A 19740-nucleotide genomic window follows, 5' to 3' on the forward strand; every position below is an offset into this window, starting at 1 on the left:
CACAAGGGACTTCAGAACTCAGCTACGTCAGTCACCTCAGAGACGAGGCACATGTGACACCCCACCTGTCGAGACGGTTTCTGCTCCAGAGCGCGATACTGGCCACCGCCGCCCCCGCGTTCGCCTACGCGGGATCCGGCAGGGCGGCGGCCGCCGCCCTGCCCGCGCCGTCCGCCTGGACGCTCCGCCCCTTCGAGCTGAAGGACGTCGCGCTCGGCCAGGGCGTCTTCGCGAGCAAGCGCCAGCTGATGCTGGACCACGGGCGCGGCTACGACGTGAACCGGCTGCTCCAGGTGTTCCGCGCCAACGCAGGCCTCTCCACCGGCGGCGCGGTCGCCCCGGGCGGCTGGGAGGGCCTGGACGGCGAGGCCAACGGCAACCTGCGCGGCCACTACACCGGGCACTTCCTGAGCATGCTGTCGCAGGCGTACGCGAGCACCAGGGACCAGGCCTACGCCGACAAGATCGCGACCATGGTCGGCGCGCTGACCGACGTACGCGCGGCCCTGCGCACGGACCCGCGCATGCTCGTCGTCACCGGGAAGTGGGGTGGCGCGCACGAGAACGTGCGGGGTTCCTACCAGTACGTGGACCTGCCGGCGGCCGTCCTGGGCGGTGCCTCGGCGATCACCCTGTCGACCTGGGTCAAGCCCACCCACGACGCCAACTGGCAGCGGGTCTTCGACTTCGGCAACGACACCACCCGGTACATGTACCTGGCCTCCCGCAACGGCAGTGGGGTGCCACGGTTCGCGATCACCACGAACGGGCCGGGCGGGGAACAGGCCCTCAACGGCACCTCCGCGCTGCCGCTGAACCAGTGGAGCCACCTCGCGGTGACCATCTCCGGCACCACGGGCACGCTCTACGTCAACGGCACCGCCGTCGCCACGAACACCGCGATGACCGTCAACCCGTCCGTCCTGGGCACCCTGACGAACAACTGGCTCGGCCGCTCGAACTTCTCCGGCGACCCGGTCTACGCGGGCGCGTTCGACGAGTTCAACGTCTACTCGCGCGCCCTGACGCAGGCCGAGATCACCTCGATGCAGAGCAACGAGGCCAAGAACTCCTCCGCCGGGCTCGGCAACCTCGCCTCGTACTACTTCTCCGCCACCACCGGCGGCACGTTCGGCGACGCCTCCGGGCGCGGACTGACCGCCACCCTGCGCCGCACCTGGGGCGGCCCGAGCCACCCGGGCTTCCTGGCCGCGTACCCGGAGACGCAGTTCATCGCCCTGGAGTCGGCGACAAGCGCCGACTACACCAAGATCTGGGCGCCCTACTACACGGCGCACAAGATCCTCAAGGGTCTGCTGGACGCCTACCTCGCGACGGACGACTCCCGGGCGCTGGACCTCGCGTCCGGTATGTGCGACTGGATGTACTCGCGGCTGTCCAAGCTGCCCGACGCCACCCTCCAGCGGATGTGGGGGATCTTCTCCAGCGGTGAGTTCGGCGGCATCGTCGAGACCATCGTCGACCTGTACACGATCACCGGCAAGGCCGACCACCTCGCCCTGGCCAAGCTGTTCGACCTCGACACGCTCATCGACGCGTGCGCGGCGAACAACGACACCCTCAACGGCCTGCACGCCAACCAGCACATTCCGATCTTCACCGGATACGTACGGCTGTACGACGCGACGGGCGAGGCGCGCTATCTGACCGCCGCGAAGAACTTCTGGGGCATGGTGATCCCGCAGCGCATGTACGGGATCGGCGGCACCAGCACGGGCGAGTTCTGGAAGGCGCGCGGGGTGATCGCGGGGACGGTCAGCGACACCAACGCCGAGACCTGCTGCGCGTACAACCTGCTCAAGCTGAGCCGGACGCTGTTCTTCCACGAGCAGGACCCGAAGTACATGGACTACTACGAGCGGGCGCTCTACAACCAGGTGCTCGGCTCCAAGCAGGACAAGGCCGACGCCGAGAAGCCGCTCGTCACGTACTTCATCGGGCTCACGCCCGGGCATGTGCGCGACTACACGCCCAAGCAGGGCACGACCTGCTGCGAGGGCACGGGAATGGAGAGCGCCACCAAGTACCAGGACTCGGTGTACTTCAAGTCGGCCGACGGCGGCTCCCTGTACGTCAACCTGTACAGCCCCTCGACCCTGACCTGGGCCGAGAAGGGCGTCACCGTCACCCAGACCACCGAGTATCCGAAGGAGCAGGGCACCACGCTCACCATCGGGGGCGGCAGCGCGGCCTTCGCGCTGCGGCTGCGGGTGCCCCTCTGGGCGACGGCCGGGTTCCAGGTGACGGTCAACGGGCAGGCGGTGAGCGGGACTCCGGTCGCCGGGAGCTACTTCGCGGTGTCGCGGACCTGGCAGAGCGGGGATGTCGTACGGATCAGTGTGCCGTTCCGGCTGCGGGTCGAGAAGGCGCTCGACGACCCGTCGCTCCAGACCCTGTTCTACGGCCCGGTGAACCTGGTGGCCCGGAGTGCGAGCACCAGCTATCTGTCCGTCGGGCTGTACCGCAACGCGGCGCTCTCGGGCGATCTGCTGCCCTCCCTCACCCCGGTGAGCGGCAAGCCGCTCCACTACACGCTGAACGGCACCGAGTTCGCCCCCTTCTCCGAGGGGACGGAGGACCCGACGCACGCCTATGTCCGGCGCGCCGAACCGAAGGTCGTGTTCGGGACCGTCGACTCGGGGATCGCCGATCCGGCGAAGGCCGACGGCACCACGCTCCTCGACGAGATCTGGGCGGGGGCACCCTTCGCGAACAAGGCCGCGCTGGTGACGCGGGTCCGGTCGACGACGACGGCCTGGGTGTCGGCGGGGCTGCTCACCCAGGCGGCGGCCGACACGGTGGTCAGCACGGCGCAGGGCGCGACGTACGTGTCCTGATCCCCGGACATCTTCCGATCGCGACGGGCGGTACCCCTACCCGAGGGCTACCGCCCGGGGCGGCAGAACCAGGCCGCCGCCGGGGTTGGCGGCTTCGCCGGGGTGCTGGTCAGTCGCCGACCGTCGTGGGCTGCACCGTCTCGTCAGTCGGCGCCGTGGCCGGGGTTTCGGGTCGGGCCCGCCCGGCTCGCCACGCGCCGGCCCGAGCCGCCAGGGGCTCGGTCCAGCGGGCGGTGAGCGGGCCCAGGACGACCAGGATCAGGACGTACGCCGTCGCCAGCGGGCCGAGGTCGGACTCGACGCCGGCGGTGACCGCGAGGCCCGCGATGACGATGGAGAACTCGCCGCGGGCCACCAGCGCACCGCCCGCCCGCCAGCGGCCCTTGAGCGAGATTCCGGCGCGGCGGGCCGCCCAGTAGCCGGTGGCGATCTTCGTGGCCGCCGTGACGACGGCCAGCGCGAGGGCCGGGAGCAGCACGGGCGGGATGCTCGCCGGGTCGGTGTGCAGCCCGAAGAAGACGAAGAAGATCGCCGCGAAGAGGTCCCTGAGCGGGCTGAGCAGGGTGTGCGCGCCCTCCGCGACCTCCCCCGACAGGGCGATCCCGACGAGGAACGCCCCTACGGCGGCGGACACCTGGAGCTCCTGGGCGATGCCCGCGACCAGGATGGTCAGACCGAGAACGACCAGCAGGAGTTTCTCGGGGTCGTCGCTGGAGACGAAGCGGGAGATGACCCGGCCGAAGCGGACGGCGACGAACAGCACCAGGCCGGCGGCCCCGAGCGCGATGGCCAGGGTCACACTGCCGGCGGCGAGCGAGACACCGGCCACCAGCGCGGTGACGATGGGCAGATAGACAGCCATCGCCAGGTCCTCCAGGACCAGGATGCTGAGGATCACCGGCGTTTCCCGGTTGCCGACCCGTCCCAGGTCGCCCAGCACCTTGGCGATGACGCCGGAGGAGGAGATCCAGGTGACTCCGGCGAGCACCACGGCGGCGACCGGACCCCAGCCGAGCAGCAGCGCGGCGGCGGCGCCGGGCAGCGCGTTCAGGGTGAAGTCCACCAGGCCGGACGGGTAGTGGGACTTGAGGTTGGAGACGAGATCACTGGCCGTGTACTCGAGCCCGAGCATCAGCAGCAGCAGGATGACGCCGATCTCGGCGCCGGTGGCGATGAACTCCTCGCTCGCGCCGAGCGGCAGCAGGCCGCCTTTGCCGAAGGCGAGACCGGCGAGCAGATAGAGGGGTATCGGGGAGAAGCTGAGCCGGGCGGCCATCCGGCCGAGCAGCCCGAGGGCGAGGATGACGGCGCCGAACTCGATCAGCAGGACCTGGGAGTGCATGGTGGTGTCACTCCCGTCCGAGTATCGCGGCGGCGGCGTCGACGCCCTCGCGGGTACCGATCACGATGATGACGTCCCCGCCGGCCAGCCGGAAGTCGGGCGTCGGGGAGGGGATCGCCTCGGCGCGCCGCAGCACGGCGACGACGGACGCGCCGGTCTCCGTCCGCATCCGCGTCTCCCCGAGCACCCGCCCGTTCCAGCGCGAGCCGCCGGCCACCTCCACCCGTTCCGCCACCAGTCCCAGCGGTGTCGTGGACAGCAGGCTGGAGCTGTGGTGCGAGGGACTCAGCGCGTCGATCAACGAGGCGGCCTCGGGCGCGGTCAGCCGCAGCGACTGGGCGCACGAGTCCGGATCGTCGTCCCGGTACAGGCTCACGGTACGGCCGCCGTCGCGGTGGGCCACCACCGACAGATGGCGTTGCTCACGTGTGACGAGGTCGTACTGAACCCCGATGCCCGGCAGCGGAGTCGCCCGAAGGCGTGGCGCAGACACGTTGAATCCCCTTGCTGATCGGTGATGTTGACCTGTGTGGAGGCTCAGGCTCCGGTGGCCCCGTCGACGAGTTCACGCAGCAGGTCGGCGTGGCCGTTGTGGCGGGCGTACTCCTCGATCATGTGGACCATGATCCAGCGCAGCGAGAGCCGCTGGGTACCGGTCAGGGCCGCCTCCGCATCCGACAGCCGCCCGGTCTCGTCCAGTGAGGGCGCGGCGGCGACCAGCTCCCGGCCGCGCGCGACCTCCGCCCGCCAGACGGTCAGCGCCTCGTCGAGCCCGCGCCCGGGGACGAGGGTGAAACCGTCACCCTTGCCCTCCTCGTAGACGACGGGTACGTCCTGGCCCGCGAACACCCGCTGGAACCAGTTCCGTTCGACGTCGGCCAGGTGCTGGACGAGCCCGAGCAGCGTCATCTCCGAGGGCGCCGCCGAGGCCAGGCGCGCCTGCCGGTCGTCGAGGCCCTGGCACTTGAGGGTGAGCGTGGCACGGTGGAAGTCGAGCCAGGCGCTCAGCATGGCGCGTTCGTCGGCGTTCGCGGGAGGTATGGGACGTCCGTCCGGTGTGGTCGACATGTTCTGCACCCTTCCACAGGTGCCCGGTGAGCCGCGAGGAATACGAGCGTCCGGGAGATCGCTGACACGGACACAGTCGAGGACGACCGGAGCAGCCATGCCGAACCCAGCAGATCAACCGGTGCGATCACGACGCCCGGGGCCGGAGTCGGGGTCGGTGCTGTCCACGACCCGGTTCTCCGTGCTCGACCGGTCCCGTACCCGGGAGGGGCGTCCGGACGCGGAGGCCCTGCGGGACACGGTGTCGCTGGCCCGGGAATCGGAACGGCTCGGCTTCCACCGGTTCTGGGTCTCCGAGCACCACGGCGTGCCCGGGGTCGCCGGTTCCGCGCCCACCGTGCTGGCGGCGGCCGTGGCGGCGGCGACCCGTACGATCCGGGTCGGTACGGGCGGCGTCATGCTGCCCAATCACCAACCGTTCCTGTGGACTGAGCGGGAGTGAGTCCGTTCAGCCGCGCGCCCCGAACGGTCTTGGGCGAGCTGGTCCCCGGCGTACTCGACCCCGGGTGGCGACACGCATCGTGTGCGTGGTCCTAGCCCGGGAGGCCCCCGCGGCCGGAGGCCGCTGACGTACACAGCCCTGTGCGACCTGGCCAGGTGGGTATGGCCAGAGGCGACGGAGAGGCCCTGAACCATCCTCTGGTGGAGCAGGGGCCCCTGCACGCTGACGCCGTACCCGGTGTCCCAGAACGCACACTCACGCTAACCCGAACAGTCCAGGGCGCCGCAAGCCCGGAAGCCGACCATCACACGATCGAGCTAATTCGGCTTCGTGCGCACTCCTTGCCGAGCAGTTCGGGGTCCTGGAGTCGCTGGTACCGGGTCGGATCGACATGGGGCTCGGCCACTCGGTGGGCTTCACCGACGGGGTGCGCCGGGCGCTGGGCCGTGACAAGGAGGTCCCCGAGGACTTCTCGGCCCAGCTCGACGAGCTGCTCGGCTGGTTCGGCGGCACCTCACCGACCGGGGTGCACACCCGTCCCGCACGATGACCGCCAAGGAACGCGGCTTCTACGAGTCCGGGCTCGCGGGCCAGCTCGCCGGCACGGCGGACGAAGTGGCCCACGAGCTGGAGACGCTGGTGAAGGAGACGGGCGCGCAGGAGGTCCTGGTCGCGACCAGCACATACGACCGGAACGCCCTGCTGGACTCCTACCGCAGGCTGGCGGAACCTTTCCGGGTCGGCTGACCGCCCCTGTAGTGAAGAGGCGGCGCAGCCAGCCTCTTCACTACAGGGGCGCGGGGAACTGCGCGACCAGCCACAGCGAGCCCGCACCCGCCCACAACCGGATGCACCCCCGGCCCCAGCGGCAGCTGAGCCGCTTCGGCCAAGGCCCGCCGGTCCAGGTGACTCCCCGGCGGTATCGCGTCCCGTACCCCGACCTCCGCCACCAGCCCACGCGCCGACACCACCCGCCACACCGACGTGAGCAACGAGTCCTCGCCGACAAACGCCGGCGCCGTGCTGGCCGCTCCCCCGGCGAGCCGGTAGTGCAGCCGCACCGGCTGGACGGGGACCCCGGCGTCCAGCGCGGCCTGGAACACCGCCCGGCGGAAGTGGCCCTGGGCGTTGCCGCACCAGGTGCTGCCCTCGGGGAAGGCGACGACCGCCGTGCCCTGACGCAGGGCGTCGGCGATCTTCGCGACGGTCTGCGGCAGCGCCCGCAGCCGGTCGCGCTCGATGAACAGCGCACCGCCGGCCGCGGTCAGCGCGCCCGCCACCGGCCACTGCCGGATCTCGGCCTTGGCGAGCATCCTGGCCGGCCGTACGGCGGCCAGCAGCGGGATGTCCAGCCACGAGATGTGGTTGGCGACCAGCAGCACGCCCCCGGTGGGGGCGGTCGGGCCGCTCACCCGGAGCCGGACCCCGGCGGCCCGCACGATGGTGCGGGCCCAGCGCCGTACCCACCCGGCGGGAATCCGCCCGCCGAACGGGCACAGCATGATCCCCGCCAGCAGGACCACCAGGACGGTCACCAGGCGCAGCACTGCCAGGGGCAGGGCCGTCGTGGAACCCGTCGTCTCCACGCACGTCCTCGGCGTGCAGGGCGCGCTGGGCAGCCAGACGCTCATCAGGCCGGGACGAGGGAGAGGAAGTGCCGCAGATAGCGCTGGTTGATCCGGCGCATCGACAGCAGCACGTACAGGTCGGCGACCCCGAAGTCCGGGTCGTGGGCGGGCTCCCCGCAGACCCAGGCGCCCAGGCGGACGTAGCCGCGCAGCAGCGGGGGCAGTTCGGTGCGGCCGGCGGGACGGGTCACACCGTCGGCGGACCAGGGCAGCAGGGGGCGTACCCGGAACTCCTCCGGCGCAAGGTGCTTGGCCCGGACGCGGTCCCAGGCGCCGGCGGCGACGGTACCGCCGTCGGAGAGCGGGATGGAGCAGCAGCCGGCCAGCCAGTCGTGGCCGCGGTCGACCATGTAGCGGGCGATTCCGGCCCAGATGAGGCCGATGACCGCGCCGTCGCGGTGGTCGGGGTGCACGCAGGAGCGGCCGACCTCGACGAGCCCGGGGCGGATCGCGTCGAGCGGGGAGATGTCGAACTCGCCCTCGGAGTAGAGGCGTCCGGCGATCGCCGCGCGTTCCGGGGGCAGCAGCCGGTAGGTGCCGACGACCTGGCCGGTGAGGGTGTCGCGGACCAGCAGGTGGTCGCAGTAGGCGTCGAAGGGGTCGATGTCGAGGCCGGGCTGCGGGGAGGACAGCAGGGCGCCGAGCTCACCGGCGAAGACGTCGTGGCGTAGCCGCTGTGCGGCTCGGACGTCGTCCTCGTCGCGGGCGAGGGTGACGGTGTAGCGGGTGGGTGTGGCGGGGAGCGGGGGACGTTCGATGGTGGAAACGCCGGTCATGGCTCTCTCCTGGTCACGGGCCGGGGGCGGCGAGGGGTGAGCTGGCCGGTCCCGTTACGTCCGGCCGTATCAGTTCTTCCGACCTCGGCTGTCCTGCGCGTGACTCTCGAAGGGAGAGCGGGTGTGAGCTTGCTGAATGCCAGGGGTGCCTGGCGGGACCGGGGTCGAGCACCACTCCGGTCCCGCCCGTCCGCACCTTGCCGGCGAACGTTCTGGGGTCAGCGGCCGGACACTTTGCGCGTCGCCCGCAGCCACTCCTTGTTCATCCCGGTGATGGAGAAGAGGGGGATGCCCTTCGGGCAGGCGGTGGCGCACTCCCCGGCGAGGGTGCAGCCACCGAAGCCCTCCTCGTCCATCCGGGCGACCATGTCGAGGACCCGGGTCTCCCGCTCGGGCGCCCCCTGCGGCAGCACGTTCAGGTGGTTGACCTTGGCGGAGGTGAAGAGCATCGCCGAGCCGTTCGGGCAGGCGGCCACGCAGGCGCCGCAGCCGATGCACTCGGCGTGCTCGAAGGCGAGGTCGGCGTCCGGTTTCGGTACGGGGGTGGCGTGGGCCTCGGGGGCGGCGCCGGTCGGGGCGGTGACGTAGCCGCCGGCCTGGATGATGCGGTCGAAGGCGGACCGGTCGACGACGAGGTCCTTGACCACGGGGAAGGCGGCGGCGCGCCAGGGTTCGACGTCGATGGTGTCGCCGTCGGCGAAGGACCGCATGTGGAGCTGGCAGGTGGTGGTGCGCTCGGGTCCGTGCGCGTCGCCGTTGATGACGAGGGAGCAGGCGCCGCAGATGCCCTCGCGGCAGTCGTGGTCGAAGGCGACCGGGTCGTCGCCCTTGAGGATCAGTTCCTCGTTGAGGGTGTCGAGCATCTCCAGGAAGGACATGTCGGCGGAGATGCCGTCCACCTCGTACGTGGACATGGCGCCGTCGGCGTCGGCGTCGCGCTGGCGCCAGACGCGCAGGGTGAGCTTCATGCGTAGCTCCGCTGGGTGGGGTGGACGTACTCGAAGACGAAATCTTCCTTGTGCAGGACGGGGGCAGAGCCCGCACTGGTGAACTCCCAGGCGGCGGCGTAGGCGAACCTGTCGTCGTCGCGGGCCGCTTCGCCGTCCGGGGTCTGGGACTCCTCGCGGAAGTGGCCGCCGCAGGACTCGGCGCGGTGCAGGGCGTCGAGGCACATCAGCTCGGCGAGCTCCAGGTAGTCGACGACACGGTTGGCCTTCTCCAGCGACTGGTTGAACTCCTCGCCGGTGCCCGGGACCTTGATCCGCCGCCAGAACTCCTCACGGATCTGCGGGATACGGCTCAGGGCCTTGCGCAGCCCGCTCTCGCTGCGGGCCATTCCGCAGAACTCCCACATCAGTTCGCCGAGTTCACGGTGGAAGGAGTCGGGGGTGCGGTCGCCGTCGACGGCCAGGAGGAGGTTCAGGCGGTCCTCCGTCTGGGCCAGCACCTCCTGTACGACGGGGTGTTCGGCGTCGACGGGGTCCTGGCCGGGGTTGCGGGCCAGGTAGTCGTTGATGGTGGCCGGGAGGACGAAGTAGCCGTCCGCGAGGCCCTGCATCAGCGCGGAGGCGCCGAGCCGGTTCGCGCCGTGGTCGGAGAAGTTGGCCTCGCCGATCGCGAACAGGCCCGGGACGGTGGTCTGGAGGTCGTAGTCGACCCAGAGTCCGCCCATCGTGTAGTGCACGGCCGGATAGATCCGCATGGGGACGGTGTACGGGTCCTCTGCGGTGATCCGCGCGTACATGTCGAAGAGGTTGCCGTACTTCTCCTCGACCGCCTTGCGCCCCAACCGCCGGACGGCGTCGGCGAAGTCGAGGTAGACGCCCTGTCCGCCGGGTCCGACTCCCCGCCCCTCGTCGCACACGTTCTTGGCGGCACGGGAGGCGATGTCACGGGGCACCAGGTTTCCGAAGGCCGGGTAGATCCGCTCCAGGTAGTAGTCGCGCTCGTCCTCGGGGATCTCGTTCGCCGGCCGCCGGTCTCCCTTGGCCTTCGGCACCCAGATCCGGCCGTCGTTGCGCAGCGACTCGCTCATCAGGGTCAGCTTGGACTGGTGGTCGCCGGTGCGCGGGATGCAGGTCGGATGGATCTGGGTGAAGCAGGGGTTGGCGAAGTGGGCGCCGCGCCGGTGCGCACGCCAGACGGCGGTGGCGTTGGAGTTCATGGCGTTCGTCGAGAGGTAGAAGACGTTGCCGTAGCCGCCGGAGGCCAGGACGACGGCGTCCGCGAAGTGGCTGGAGATCTTTCCGGTGATCAGGTCCCGGGCGACGATTCCCCGGGCCCGTCCGTCGACGACGATCAGGTCGAGCATCTCGGTGCGGGCGTGCATCTCGATGTTCCCTGCGGCGATCTGCCGGCTCAGTGCCTGGTAGGCGCCGAGCAGCAGTTGCTGCCCGGTCTGGCCGCGGGCGTAGAAGGTCCGTGAGACCTGGACTCCGCCGAAGGAGCGGGTGTCGAGCAGTCCGCCGTACTCGCGGGCGAAGGGCACGCCCTGGGCGACGCACTGGTCGATGATCTCGACGGAGATCTGTGCCAGCCGGTGGACGTTGGACTCGCGCGCCCTGAAGTCGCCGCCTTTGACGGTGTCGTAGAACAGCCGGTGGACGGAGTCGCCGTCGTTGCGGTAGTTCTTCGCCGCGTTGATGCCGCCCTGGGCGGCGATCGAGTGCGCGCGGCGCGGGGAGTCCTGGTAGCAGAACTGGACGACGTGGTAGCCCTGTTCGGCGAGCGTGGCGCCCGCGGAGCCCCCGGCCAGCCCGGTGCCGACGACGATGACGGTGTGCTTGCGCCGGTTGGCGGGGTTGACCAGCCTGGCCTCGAAACGGCGTGTGTCCCAGCGCTCGTTGATCGGGCCGGCGGGCGCCTTGTGGTCGACGAGGGACTCACCGGTCGTGAACTCGGTGTATTCAGAGGTCATTTCAGCTCACCACTCCGGTCATGACGCCCACGGGTACGGCGAGGAAGCCGGCCGTGAGCAGCAGTGCGAGAACGTTGGCGACGGTTTTGAGGGCGCGGTCGCGGGTGCGGCTGCCGACGCCGAGGGTCTGGGCGGCGCTCCAGAAGCCGTGCCGGATGTGCAGGCCGAGGGCGAGCATCGCGACGACGTAGACGGCGTTGCCGTACCAGGTGGAGAAGGTGTCGACGACGTTCTGGTAGGGGTGGCCCGGCTGGAAGCCGCCGGAGTGGACGGTGCCGGTGGTCAGGTCGAGGACGTGCCAGACGATGAAGAGGCCGAGGATGGTTCCGCCCCAGCGCATGGTGCGCGTCGCGTAGCTCGTCCGCGCCTTCCGGTGCACGTACTTGCTGGGCCGGGCCCTCAGGTCGCGGCGGCTGAGCTGGTAGGCGGAGGTGGCGTGGGCGACGACGGCCACCACGAGCGCGACGCGGACGAGCCAGAGCGTCCACTCGTAGTGCATGAAGGGCTCGCCGACCGTGCGCAGCCAGTGGGCGTAGTGGTTGAACTCGCCGGGCCCGAAGAAGATCTTCAGGTTGCCGATCATGTGGACGACGAGATACAGCAGCATGATCAGGCCGCTCACGGCCATCACGGTCTTCTTGCCGACGGAGCTGTCCCACACGGTGCGTGCCATGGACGGCCGTCGGTCCGTCCGCGTTGCCAGAGCCATGGGTCAAGACGCTAGGCCGCCGGACCCCGATCGGTCCAAGACATGGTCTGGCTCGTTTCCATAGCCACAGCCTATGCGGGACGTATCCTGGCCGCATGCAGTTCCAGCAGCTCCAGTACTTCGTGGCGGTCGCCGAGACCCGGCACTTCACCCGCGCCGCGGATCTCGTCCATGTCGCGCAGCCGTCGCTGTCCCAGCAGATCAAGTCGCTGGAAAGGGAGTTGGGGGCCGAACTGTTCCTGCGGGCGCGCGGCAACATCACCCTCACGGACGCCGGCGAGGCGCTCCTCCCGCTGGCCCGGCGCATCCTGGCCGACGCGGACACGGCCCGGCACGAGGTGCAGGAACTGGTCCAGCTGCGGGCCGGCCGGATCCGGCTGGGCGCGACGCCGAGCCTGTGCACAGGTCTGCTGCCGGACGTGCTGCGCGCCTTCCACGACCGCTATCCCGGCATCCGGCTGCTGATCGAGGAGGGCGGCTCGCACGATCTCGTACGGGAGCTGGCGCGCGGCGCCCTGGACCTGGCCCTGGTCGTCCTCCCGCTGCCGACACCGTCCCCGGCGCTGACCACGGTGGAGGTCCTGCGCGAGGACCTGGTGGTGGTGTCGTCCCCGGACGCGCCCGCGCCCGGCCGGGGCCGGCGGACCGTCCGTGTCGCCGACCTGGAGGGCGAGCGCCTGGTGATGTTCCGGCACGGCTACGACCTGCGCGAGCTGACCGTGGCGGCGTGTCGCTCCGCCGGGTTCGAGCCGGAGTTCGCGGTGGAGGGCGGGGAGATGGACGCGGTACTGGGGTTCGTGCGGGCGGGGCTGGGCGTGGCCGTCGTACCGCGCATGGTGGCGAGCCGGACGGGGCGGGGGCTCAGGGTGACGCCGCTCGCCCGACCGGGGCTGTTCCGGGCGATCGCCCTTGCCCACCGAAGCGATGTGGCTCCGCCTCGGGCGGCTCGGGAGTTGCAGCGGATGCTGTTGGAACGGTAAGGGGGTACGGGTTCGTGGCCATCGCGCGGTCGTATGTGGCTGGTCGCGCAGTTCCCCGCGCCCCTGAGGGGGCGCGCCCCATCGCGAGATCAGCCCGTCGCGTCCACCAGCGCCAGGTCGTGGAGGCGCTCCGGGGGGCCCGGGCGGGCGTAGTACCAGCCCTGGGCCGTGTCGCAGCCCAGTATGCGGAGTTGCTCCGCCTGGGCGCCCGTTTCCACGCCCTCGACCGTCACCGTGAGGTTCAGGCTGTGGGCGAGGGAGACGATCCCCTCGACGATCTTCAGGTCGACGGGGTCCGCCGGGAACTGCTGCATCCCCTGGGTGAAGGAGCGGTCGAGCTTGAGGATGCTCACCGGGAGGCGACGCAGGTTGGCCAGGTTGGAGTAACCGGTGCCGAAGTCGTCCAGGGCGATGTCGACGCCCATCTCGGCGAGGCGGCGCAGAGGTTTGAGGAGGTCGTCGTCGGCGCCGATCAACGCCGACTCCGTCACCTCCAGGCACAGCGCCTCGGGCTCCAGGCCCGCGCGTTCGAGGATGTCGACGGTGTCCTGCACCAGGCCCGGGTGGGTGAGCTGACACGGGGACAGGTTGACGTTGATGCGCAGCGGGCCGCCGGCGGGGTGTCCCCCGTACTGCTCCTGCCAGGCGCGGGCCTGACGCACCGACTGCTCCAGGACCCAGCGGCCGAGCGGGACGATCAGGCCGGTGTGCTCGGCGAGCGGGATGAAGCGGTCGGGGCCCAGGACCCCGTGCTGCGGATGCAGCCAGCGCACCAGGGCCTCGGCGCCGCGCACGCTGCCGTCGCCGAGGTGGACGAGCGGCTGGTACTCGATGAAGAACTCGCCGCGGTCCAGGGCGGCCGGCAGCGCGGTGGTGAGCCCGTGGCGGGTGATCGCCCTCAAGTCGGCCTCGGGGTCGGCCAGTTCGAAGCGGTTGCCGCCCGCCGACTTGGCCCGGTACATGGTGATGTCGGCGCTGCGCAGTACCTCCGCGGGGCCGCGCTCTCCCGCCGGCCCCTCGACGATGCCGATGCTGCCGCGCACGGTCAGCTCCCGGCCGTCGACACTGACCGGCGCGATCATCGCGTTCATGATGCGGGAGGCGAGTTCGTCGACCTCGCGTTCGGTGTCGGGGCCGGTGGTCAGGGCCACGAACTCGTCGCCGCCCAGCCGGGCCACCATCTCGCCCGGTGCGGTCGCGCAGGACTGCAGCCGGTCGGCGACCTCGACGAGCAGCCGGTCTCCGGCCGCGTGGCCGAGGCTGTCGTTGATGGTCTTGAACCCGTCGAGGTCGAGGTAGCACAGGCCGAAGCGCTGGCCCGCGCCCGCCGACACCGCCTTCTCCAGGCGTTCGAAGAACAGGGTGCGGTTGGGCAGTCCGGTGAGCGCGTCGTGCGTGGCCTCGTACCGCAGCCTGAGGTTGAGGAGCCGGCGCTCGGTGGTGTCCTCCATGAGGGCAAGCTGGTACTGCGGACGGCCGTCGGCGTCCCGGAGGAGGGAGACCGTGAGGTTGGTCCACAGGACCGTTCCGTCGGGGCGGTAGAACGCCTTCTCGACGTGGTAGTGCTCGCGTTCGCCGCGGACGAGTTCGTCGTAGAGCCGCCAGACCTGCGGGGCGTCGTCCGGGTGGGTCCACTCCGGGACCCTGCGGCCCCGTACGGTCTGCTCCGAGCCGCCGAACATTCGTTGCAGCGCGCCGTTGATCTGCAGGATGTTGCCGTCGAGGTCGGCGATGCCGATGCCTATGGCCGCACCCTCGAAAACGGCCCGGAAACGGGCCTCGCTGTCGTGCAGCGCCTCGGCGACCGCGCTGCGCGCACTCTGCGCGGCCCACGCGATGGCCTCCTGCTCGGCCAGGGTCCGGTCGCGCAGCGCGACAGCGTAGCCGGCGGCCATGGCGTGCTGGAGCCTCGACGAACGGGCTCGCAGGTCCTCCTGCGGGCCGTCCTCACCGCAGTAGAGGACCAGGTAGGCGTCCACGCAGTCGAGCGAGCGGAGAAGCGTCTCGGGGTCGGTGCAGTGCGCGGAGACCAGTGCGGCGCCGACCGCCCGGCCCTCCTCGGCGTCGAACGTCCTGGCCCGCAGCGCCTCGCTCAACCGCCCGGCGAGCGGCAGGAGTTGCTCCTCGAACTCCGGCCGGGTGAGCGAGGTGGAAGTCACCTGGAACACCGCCCGGCTCCAGATGGTCGCGAACCTGCGCAGTCTGTCCTGGGGGCCGTCCGGCTCCGCGGTCATGCCGTACGCCCCACGCCGGCGAATCCGGAGAACGAGTACGCGTCATCGTCCTCCGGTGCCGTCTCCGGCCGCCAGCGCGGCATCGGCACCAGTCCCGGTTCCACCATGTCGTACCCCTCGAAGAACCGTGCGATCGCATCGCGCGAACGCATGACCAGCGGATTGCGAATGCCCTTGTATACGTCGACCGCGCCCTCGGCCCGCTCCGGCGGCAGCGGGATTCCCTCGTACGAGGCGTGCGTCAGGACGAGCAGGCTGCCCGGCGCGAGCGCGTCGCGCAGCTCGGCGACCGCCGCGTACGGGTCGTCCGTGTCTTCCACGAAGTGCAGTATGGCAACGAGAAGCAGGGCCACTGGCCGGTTCCGGTCGATCAGGCTCTGCGTCTGGGAGCTGTCCAGGATCTCCCGGGGCTTGCGCAGATCGGCCGCGAGGACGTCCGCGTGCTCGTCGCCGGCCAGGACCGCCTGGCTGTGGGCGACGGCGACCGGGTCGTGGTCGACGTACATCACCCGCGCCTCGGGGTTCACCTCCCGGGCCACTTCGTGGACGCTGCCGAAGGTGGGAATGCCGGAGCCGATGTCGAGGAACTGGGTGATGCCCTCGGCGGCTGCGAAGCGGACGGCCCGGCGCATGAACGCGCGGTTGGCCTGCATGATCTTCGGAAGTCCCGGCATGAACTCCATGGCCTTGCGGGCGGCTTCCCGGTCGACCTCGAAGTTGTGCGATCCGCCCAGGTAGAAGTCGTAGATCCGGGAAACGCTCGGCACCGAGATGTCGATGCCCCGGGGGGCCCAGGCGGGACGCTCCATCGGTCTCTCTCCCAGGAGTTGGCAGGCGTTGGCGGACCAGTGTTCGAGCTGAGGTTACTGATCGCCCGCCAAAGGAGCGAGCGGAAACGGAAATTGACCATCCGTTCCCGGTCACTGCCTGCGGCACGTGCCGAATTGACGTACCGCGAACTCTCTACGAAAAGTATCCGGAGCATTCCAAAGAGTTCTCAAGGGTTACGAAGTGTTGCTGCCGACTCCCGTCGAAATACGGCGAGTCGGGGACGATTCGCCGACACATCGCTTTGGTTACCGGCGAGTTGTGGACACGCGAAGAGGCCTGCTCCCTTCGTCCCGCACGGAGTGTGCGAGACGAAGGGAGCAGGCCCGGAGAAGTCCGTTCGCCCTGTTACTGGTTGGGCGCTCCGACCAGCTTGCCGTCGGGTGCCACGGCGTACCAGGTGCCGCCGACGCCCTGCCCGTTGGTGTCGCCGGGCTCCTTGTCGTTGATGAAGGTGTAGATGGGCGAGCAGTTGAGCGTCTGCTGCTTGGCACCGTTGTCGGGCCGGGTGAAGTTCATGTAGCCCTTCTCCTTGATGCCCTTGGTGTCGTTGAAGGCGACCGGCGAGACGACCGGCCACTTGTCCAGGCAGGCGCCGACACAGGCGGACACCGGCTTCGGCCAGGCCTGGTCCTTCAGGAAGCGGTAGACCGTCATCCCCTTCTTGTCGACGACGATCGTGCCGAGCTTGGGGTCGTTGCGGGTGGACAGGCCGGGCAGCGCGGCGAGCGTCGCCTTCTTGCCGTCGGGCGCGAGGCCGTACCACTTGCCGCCCACACCCTGGCCCTTGATGTCGCCGGGCGAGGTGTCCTTGGCGTAGTAGTAGGCGGCCCAGCCGCCGACGGTGAGCTGCTTGGTGCCGTCGGAACGGGTCACCTCGCCCAGGAGCGCGGAATCGACACCGGCTCCGGCCGAGACGTCGTCCGCGGGAACCGGCGGCCAGGCGGTGGCGCAGTCGCCGTCGCAGTTGGACTTCGGCGGTTCGGCCGTGTCCGCGTCGAAGCGGTAGAGCGTACGGCCGCTGCTGCTGGCCAGCACCTTGCCCACCGCCGCGCTGGCGACCACGTTCAGCTGGCCCGCCGACGCCGAGTTGCCCGCGGCGGCCTGCTCTCCGTTGGCCGCGGCGCCGGTGTCCGTACCGGTGTCGGTGCCGGTGTCCGTACCGGTACCTGTTCCGCCTGTGGTCGTGCCGGCCACGGAGCCGTAACCACCGGCGGCCGGTGCCGCCGCGCCGACGTTCTGGCTGCTCGTGTCCGTGCCCTTGTCCTGACCGCACGCCGTCGTCAGCACCAGCACGGCCGCAGCTGACGCTACGAGTGAGGCGCTCCGCCAGGAGGTCTTCATTACGTACTCCCCGTAATCGTTAGGGTGTTGCGACGCCCTGCTGGGCCGCCGCACGGTCCTAGGTACGGGCGGCGGTGGTCGCTGTGTTCAATCACGGCACAAATTTCTTTCCGAAGCCTGTGGCCGCACCCGTCACAGCTCGCACACGAGGACGATTACCGACCGCACCTAGAACGGGTGATCCAAACCGCTACACGACATATGTCACTCGTTCGGGGCAACCTCCTCGCGCTCCCGCGCGCGCGGGAGCGTCCAGCGCACATGATCTTCGTCGTGTATGGACCCACACAGACCCGATTCGCCCCCGCCATACGGGTATTGGCGCTGCTGGGCCTGACCTGGCTGCTCGTCGGCATGCCCGTCGGGACGGCCGAGGCGACCACATGCGTCTCCGTCTCCACCGGCTCGGGCAGCGACACCTCGGTGACGGTCACCGGGAACGGGGCCACGGTCACGGTCGGCACCGGTGTCCCGGTCGCCGCCGGAGACGGCTGGTCGGTCAGCGCGGGCAACGGTGGAGCGGCTGTCACCGGGAACGGTACGGAGGTCGTCGTCGGCACCGGTTCCTGGTGCCCGACCCCGACACCGACACCGACACCGACACCGCCCTGCCCCACGCCGACTCCCCCACCCACGCCGACTCCCCCACCGACGCCAACGCCCACGCCGGAACCTCCGCCACCACCGAAACCGAGGCCCACGCCCACACCCACCCCGAAGCCCACTCCCCCGCGCAAGCCGACGCCGGCACCCGAGCCGAAGCCACCGGCCGCGCCGCCCGCCCCGGCCCCCCGGCCGACCCCGAGTCCGCCGCCGCCTCCCGCTCCAGCACCCGCACCCGCACCCGCACCGACGGGCACGCCGAAGCCGAGCCCCAGCCCGACGGTGTCACCGGCCGCGGTGACGTATCCGCCGTACCGCGTGTCCGCCCACAAACGGACCGTCCGCGGCGGCCCCTCGCTGGTCTCGTTCACCCTGCTCATCACCCTGCCCGCCGTGATCGCCGTCGCCGCGCTGCGTCCGCGCTGACCCCTTGGAGGCATCCCCTTGTCGGAATGGCTTGTTCTCGCCCTCGCGATCGCGGCCGCGTGCGCGGTCGTCATCCTCATCACCTTCGTACGGGACCGCAGGGCCCCGGAGGACGAGGATCCGTCCGACACCCCGGACGTGATCGAGTACATGACGATGTGGATCGGTGTGGTGTACGCCATCGTGCTGGGTCTGGCCATCGCCGGTGTCTGGGAGGCGCGCGGCGTCGCCCAGGACCACGTCTCGACGGAGGCCCACGCACTGCACGAGATCTCCGAGCGGGTCCGCGTCTACCCGCCCGACGTCCGTGACCGTATTCGCAACGACGTCAACGCCTATGTCGGACACGTCGTCAAAACCGAGTGGCAGGAGATGGCGGACAACGGCAGGGTCACCAAGCGCGGCGACCAGCTGCTGCAACGCGTCCGCGTCGACGTCACCGACTACGAGCCGACGACCGACTTCCAGGCCCAGGCCTACCAGCCGCTCCTCGACCAGGTGACCACCGCGGACCAGGCACGCACGGCCCGCGCCGACTCGACCGGGCCGACCATGCCCGGCGTCGTCTGGTTCGGCCTGATCGCGGGTGCCGTGATCACGGTCGGCATGATCTTCGCCCTCCAGATCCGGCGCACACCCCGCGAACTGATCCTGGCCGGGCTCTTCTCCACCCTGATCGCCTTCCTGCTGTTCCTGATCTGGGACTTCGACGCGCCCTACAGCCGCGGCATCACGGCCACGGCGGATCCGTTCCTGGCGCTCTTCCCGGGCGCGGGACACTGACCGTCCGAGGACCGGCGCCGAGGGACTGACGTTTCCTCATCGCGCTCACTCCGGGGGACACGCGCCACGCGCGCGTGTCCCCCGCTTCGCTCAACGAGATCCCCTGAGCGGCCCACATCCGTGCCCCATTCGCACGACACCGATCGCGCATACGCACACGCGTTCCTAGCGTTTCGGTCATCGAGGTGCATTCTGGCGCGACCGGTACGGCGCGAGCGGAAAACGTCCGCAGCTGCTCCTCGGGGACCCGGAGGACCCATATGCACGCGATACGCGTGGCCTCGGCCGCACTGCTCGGCGTCACCGCCCTCGCCTTCACCGCACCCACCGCTCAAGCCGCCGTCATGGACAACAACGTCACGTCGTTCGGCTTCAGTGTCGTGCCGTCGACCATCGCGGCGGGTGGACAGGTCACCCTGCGCGTGGACGGCTGCAACGACGACACCCGGGTGTCCTCCGGAGTGTTCGATCCGGTCATCATCCCCGAGGGACACTCGTCGGCGCGGGCGAAGGTCGACTGGGACGCCAGACCGGGGGCCACGTACCGGGTGACGTTCACCTGCGGTGGCGAGAGCGGCCACACCGACCTCACCATCGCGATCGGGCGCCCCGGCGAGCCGACGCAGTACCCCTTGCCGGTGCAGCGGGGTGTGCAGGCGGGCGAGGGCGGCAGCGTCGCCGGCTTCGACCTCAAGGAGATCGGCCTCGGCGCCGCGCTCGTCGCGGGATCGCTGACGGTGGCGTACGGCTTCTCACGCCGCCGCTCGGGCGACGACAACGCCTGACCACCCGGTACGGGCAC

General features: G+C 70.4%; 16 protein-coding genes and 2 pseudogenes. 7 read left to right on the top strand and 11 right to left on the bottom strand.

The window, feature by feature from the left end; all coding sequences use genetic code 11:
• Positions 1 to 53: 53 nt before the first annotated feature.
• Complete coding sequence (locus tag QA861_RS04765; RefSeq protein ID WP_334586937.1) at positions 54 to 2858, top strand: beta-L-arabinofuranosidase domain-containing protein; 2805 nt, start codon at positions 54 to 56, stop codon at positions 2856 to 2858.
• A 109-nt stretch (positions 2859 to 2967) separates the two neighbouring features.
• Here QA861_RS04765 and QA861_RS04770 read toward each other — a convergent pair whose 3' ends face one another.
• The 3 genes from QA861_RS04770 to QA861_RS04780 are packed head-to-tail and all read right to left on the bottom strand — an operon-like array spanning position 2968 to position 5268.
• Complete coding sequence (locus QA861_RS04770; RefSeq protein ID WP_334586938.1) at positions 2968 to 4200, bottom strand: cation:proton antiporter; 1233 nt, start codon at positions 4198 to 4200, stop codon at positions 2968 to 2970.
• Between the two features lie 7 nt (positions 4201 to 4207).
• Positions 4208 to 4693 carry a cation:proton antiporter regulatory subunit gene (locus QA861_RS04775; RefSeq protein WP_334586939.1) on the bottom strand — a complete coding sequence of 162 codons (486 nt, stop codon included), beginning with the start codon at positions 4691 to 4693 and terminating at the stop codon, positions 4208 to 4210.
• 44 nt (positions 4694 to 4737) lie between these two features.
• Entirely contained in the window at positions 4738 to 5268 is a 531-nt protein-coding gene (locus tag QA861_RS04780; protein WP_334586940.1) for a DinB family protein, read from the bottom strand.
• A 97-nt stretch (positions 5269 to 5365) separates the two neighbouring features.
• On the opposite strand from QA861_RS04780, the pseudogene QA861_RS04785 reads away from it, so the two are divergent.
• Together QA861_RS04785 and QA861_RS04790 are read left to right on the top strand one after the other, a co-directional pair.
• Positions 5366 to 5704, top strand: a pseudogene (locus QA861_RS04785) (LLM class flavin-dependent oxidoreductase); the annotation flags it as partial.
• A 343-nt stretch (positions 5705 to 6047) separates the two neighbouring features.
• A pseudogene (locus QA861_RS04790) lies at positions 6048 to 6457 on the top strand (LLM class oxidoreductase); the annotation flags it as partial.
• On the opposite strand, the gene QA861_RS04795 reads toward QA861_RS04790, so the two are convergent.
• From QA861_RS04795 to QA861_RS04815, 5 genes are all read right to left on the bottom strand, one after another.
• Positions 6421 to 7341 carry a lysophospholipid acyltransferase family protein gene (locus QA861_RS04795; protein WP_334586941.1) on the bottom strand — a complete coding sequence of 307 codons (921 nt, stop codon included), beginning with the start codon at positions 7339 to 7341 and terminating at the stop codon, positions 6421 to 6423. The pseudogene QA861_RS04790 and the gene QA861_RS04795 sit on opposite strands and share 37 nt — an antisense overlap.
• Positions 7341 to 8114, bottom strand: coding sequence for a GNAT family N-acetyltransferase (locus QA861_RS04800; protein WP_334586942.1), 774 nt, complete (start codon positions 8112 to 8114; stop codon positions 7341 to 7343). The genes QA861_RS04795 and QA861_RS04800 overlap by 1 nt, the downstream gene beginning before the upstream one ends.
• A 218-nt stretch (positions 8115 to 8332) precedes the next feature.
• Positions 8333 to 9082 (bottom strand): succinate dehydrogenase/fumarate reductase iron-sulfur subunit, encoded by a 750-nt coding sequence (locus tag QA861_RS04805; RefSeq protein WP_334586943.1) that lies wholly within the window; start codon positions 9080 to 9082, stop codon positions 8333 to 8335.
• Complete coding sequence (locus tag QA861_RS04810; protein WP_334586944.1) at positions 9079 to 11031, bottom strand: fumarate reductase/succinate dehydrogenase flavoprotein subunit; 1953 nt, start codon at positions 11029 to 11031, stop codon at positions 9079 to 9081. Before QA861_RS04810 ends, QA861_RS04805 begins: the two co-directional genes overlap by 4 nt.
• Position 11032: 1 nt before the next feature.
• Positions 11033 to 11704, bottom strand: a complete 672-nt coding sequence (locus tag QA861_RS04815) for a succinate dehydrogenase (RefSeq protein WP_334586945.1) — start codon at positions 11702 to 11704, stop codon at positions 11033 to 11035.
• 131 nt (positions 11705 to 11835) lie between these two features.
• Here QA861_RS04815 and QA861_RS04820 point away from each other — a divergent pair, with 131 nt between their 5' ends.
• Entirely contained in the window at positions 11836 to 12720 is an 885-nt protein-coding gene (locus QA861_RS04820; protein ID WP_334586946.1) for a LysR family transcriptional regulator, read from the top strand.
• 89 nt (positions 12721 to 12809) lie between these two features.
• Here the strand turns inward: QA861_RS04820 and QA861_RS04825 are convergent, their stop codons facing one another.
• From QA861_RS04825 to QA861_RS04835, 3 genes are all read right to left on the bottom strand, one after another.
• Positions 12810 to 14954, bottom strand: coding sequence for a putative bifunctional diguanylate cyclase/phosphodiesterase (locus tag QA861_RS04825; RefSeq protein WP_334586947.1), 2145 nt, complete (start codon positions 14952 to 14954; stop codon positions 12810 to 12812).
• Entirely contained in the window at positions 14951 to 15763 is an 813-nt protein-coding gene (locus QA861_RS04830; RefSeq protein ID WP_334586948.1) for an SAM-dependent methyltransferase, read from the bottom strand. The genes QA861_RS04825 and QA861_RS04830 overlap by 4 nt, the downstream gene beginning before the upstream one ends.
• A gap of 367 nt (positions 15764 to 16130) precedes the next feature.
• A complete protein-coding gene (locus QA861_RS04835; protein ID WP_334586949.1) occupies positions 16131 to 17126 on the bottom strand; it encodes an SCO0930 family lipoprotein in 996 nt (331 codons plus the stop codon).
• A 273-nt stretch (positions 17127 to 17399) separates the two neighbouring features.
• Here QA861_RS04835 and QA861_RS04840 point away from each other — a divergent pair, with 273 nt between their 5' ends.
• The 3 genes from QA861_RS04840 to QA861_RS04850 all read left to right on the top strand — a co-directional run bounded on the left by QA861_RS04840 (position 17400) and on the right by QA861_RS04850 (position 19723).
• Positions 17400 to 18155 carry a hypothetical protein gene (locus QA861_RS04840; RefSeq protein WP_334586951.1) on the top strand — a complete coding sequence of 252 codons (756 nt, stop codon included), beginning with the start codon at positions 17400 to 17402 and terminating at the stop codon, positions 18153 to 18155.
• An 18-nt stretch (positions 18156 to 18173) separates the two neighbouring features.
• Positions 18174 to 18938 carry a bestrophin-like domain gene (locus QA861_RS04845; RefSeq protein WP_334586952.1) on the top strand — a complete coding sequence of 255 codons (765 nt, stop codon included), beginning with the start codon at positions 18174 to 18176 and terminating at the stop codon, positions 18936 to 18938.
• A 260-nt stretch (positions 18939 to 19198) separates the two neighbouring features.
• Positions 19199 to 19723, top strand: a complete 525-nt coding sequence (locus tag QA861_RS04850) for a hypothetical protein (protein ID WP_334586953.1) — start codon at positions 19199 to 19201, stop codon at positions 19721 to 19723.
• The last annotated feature ends 17 nt before the right edge of the window (positions 19724 to 19740 follow it).

The sequence above is a fragment of the Streptomyces sp. B21-083 genome, from assembly GCF_036898825.1.
Taxonomy (GTDB): domain Bacteria; phylum Actinomycetota; class Actinomycetes; order Streptomycetales; family Streptomycetaceae; genus Streptomyces.

What these genes read in the sequence shown, in the direction of transcription:
- QA861_RS04820 (WP_334586946.1), top strand. Translation starts at nt 11,836, where the DNA reads ATGCAGTTCCAGCAGCTCCAGTACTTCGTGGCGGTCGCCGAGACCCGG.
- QA861_RS04770 (WP_334586938.1), bottom strand. Translation starts at nt 4,200, where the DNA reads ATGCACTCCCAGGTCCTGCTGATCGAGTTCGGCGCCGTCATCCTCGCC.
- QA861_RS04815 (WP_334586945.1), bottom strand. Translation starts at nt 11,704, where the DNA reads ATGGCACGCACCGTGTGGGACAGCTCCGTCGGCAAGAAGACCGTGATG.
- QA861_RS04835 (WP_334586949.1), bottom strand. Translation starts at nt 17,126, where the DNA reads ATGAAGACCTCCTGGCGGAGCGCCTCACTCGTAGCGTCAGCTGCGGCC.
- QA861_RS04800 (WP_334586942.1), bottom strand. Translation starts at nt 8,114, where the DNA reads ATGACCGGCGTTTCCACCATCGAACGTCCCCCGCTCCCCGCCACACCC.
- QA861_RS04850 (WP_334586953.1), top strand. Translation starts at nt 19,199, where the DNA reads ATGCACGCGATACGCGTGGCCTCGGCCGCACTGCTCGGCGTCACCGCC.
- QA861_RS04805 (WP_334586943.1), bottom strand. Translation starts at nt 9,082, where the DNA reads ATGAAGCTCACCCTGCGCGTCTGGCGCCAGCGCGACGCCGACGCCGAC.
- QA861_RS04795 (WP_334586941.1), bottom strand. Translation starts at nt 7,341, where the DNA reads ATGAGCGTCTGGCTGCCCAGCGCGCCCTGCACGCCGAGGACGTGCGTG.
- QA861_RS04830 (WP_334586948.1), bottom strand. Translation starts at nt 15,763, where the DNA reads ATGGAGCGTCCCGCCTGGGCCCCCCGGGGCATCGACATCTCGGTGCCG.
- QA861_RS04780 (WP_334586940.1), bottom strand. Translation starts at nt 5,268, where the DNA reads ATGTCGACCACACCGGACGGACGTCCCATACCTCCCGCGAACGCCGAC.
- QA861_RS04825 (WP_334586947.1), bottom strand. Translation starts at nt 14,954, where the DNA reads ATGACCGCGGAGCCGGACGGCCCCCAGGACAGACTGCGCAGGTTCGCG.
- QA861_RS04810 (WP_334586944.1), bottom strand. Translation starts at nt 11,031, where the DNA reads ATGACCTCTGAATACACCGAGTTCACGACCGGTGAGTCCCTCGTCGAC.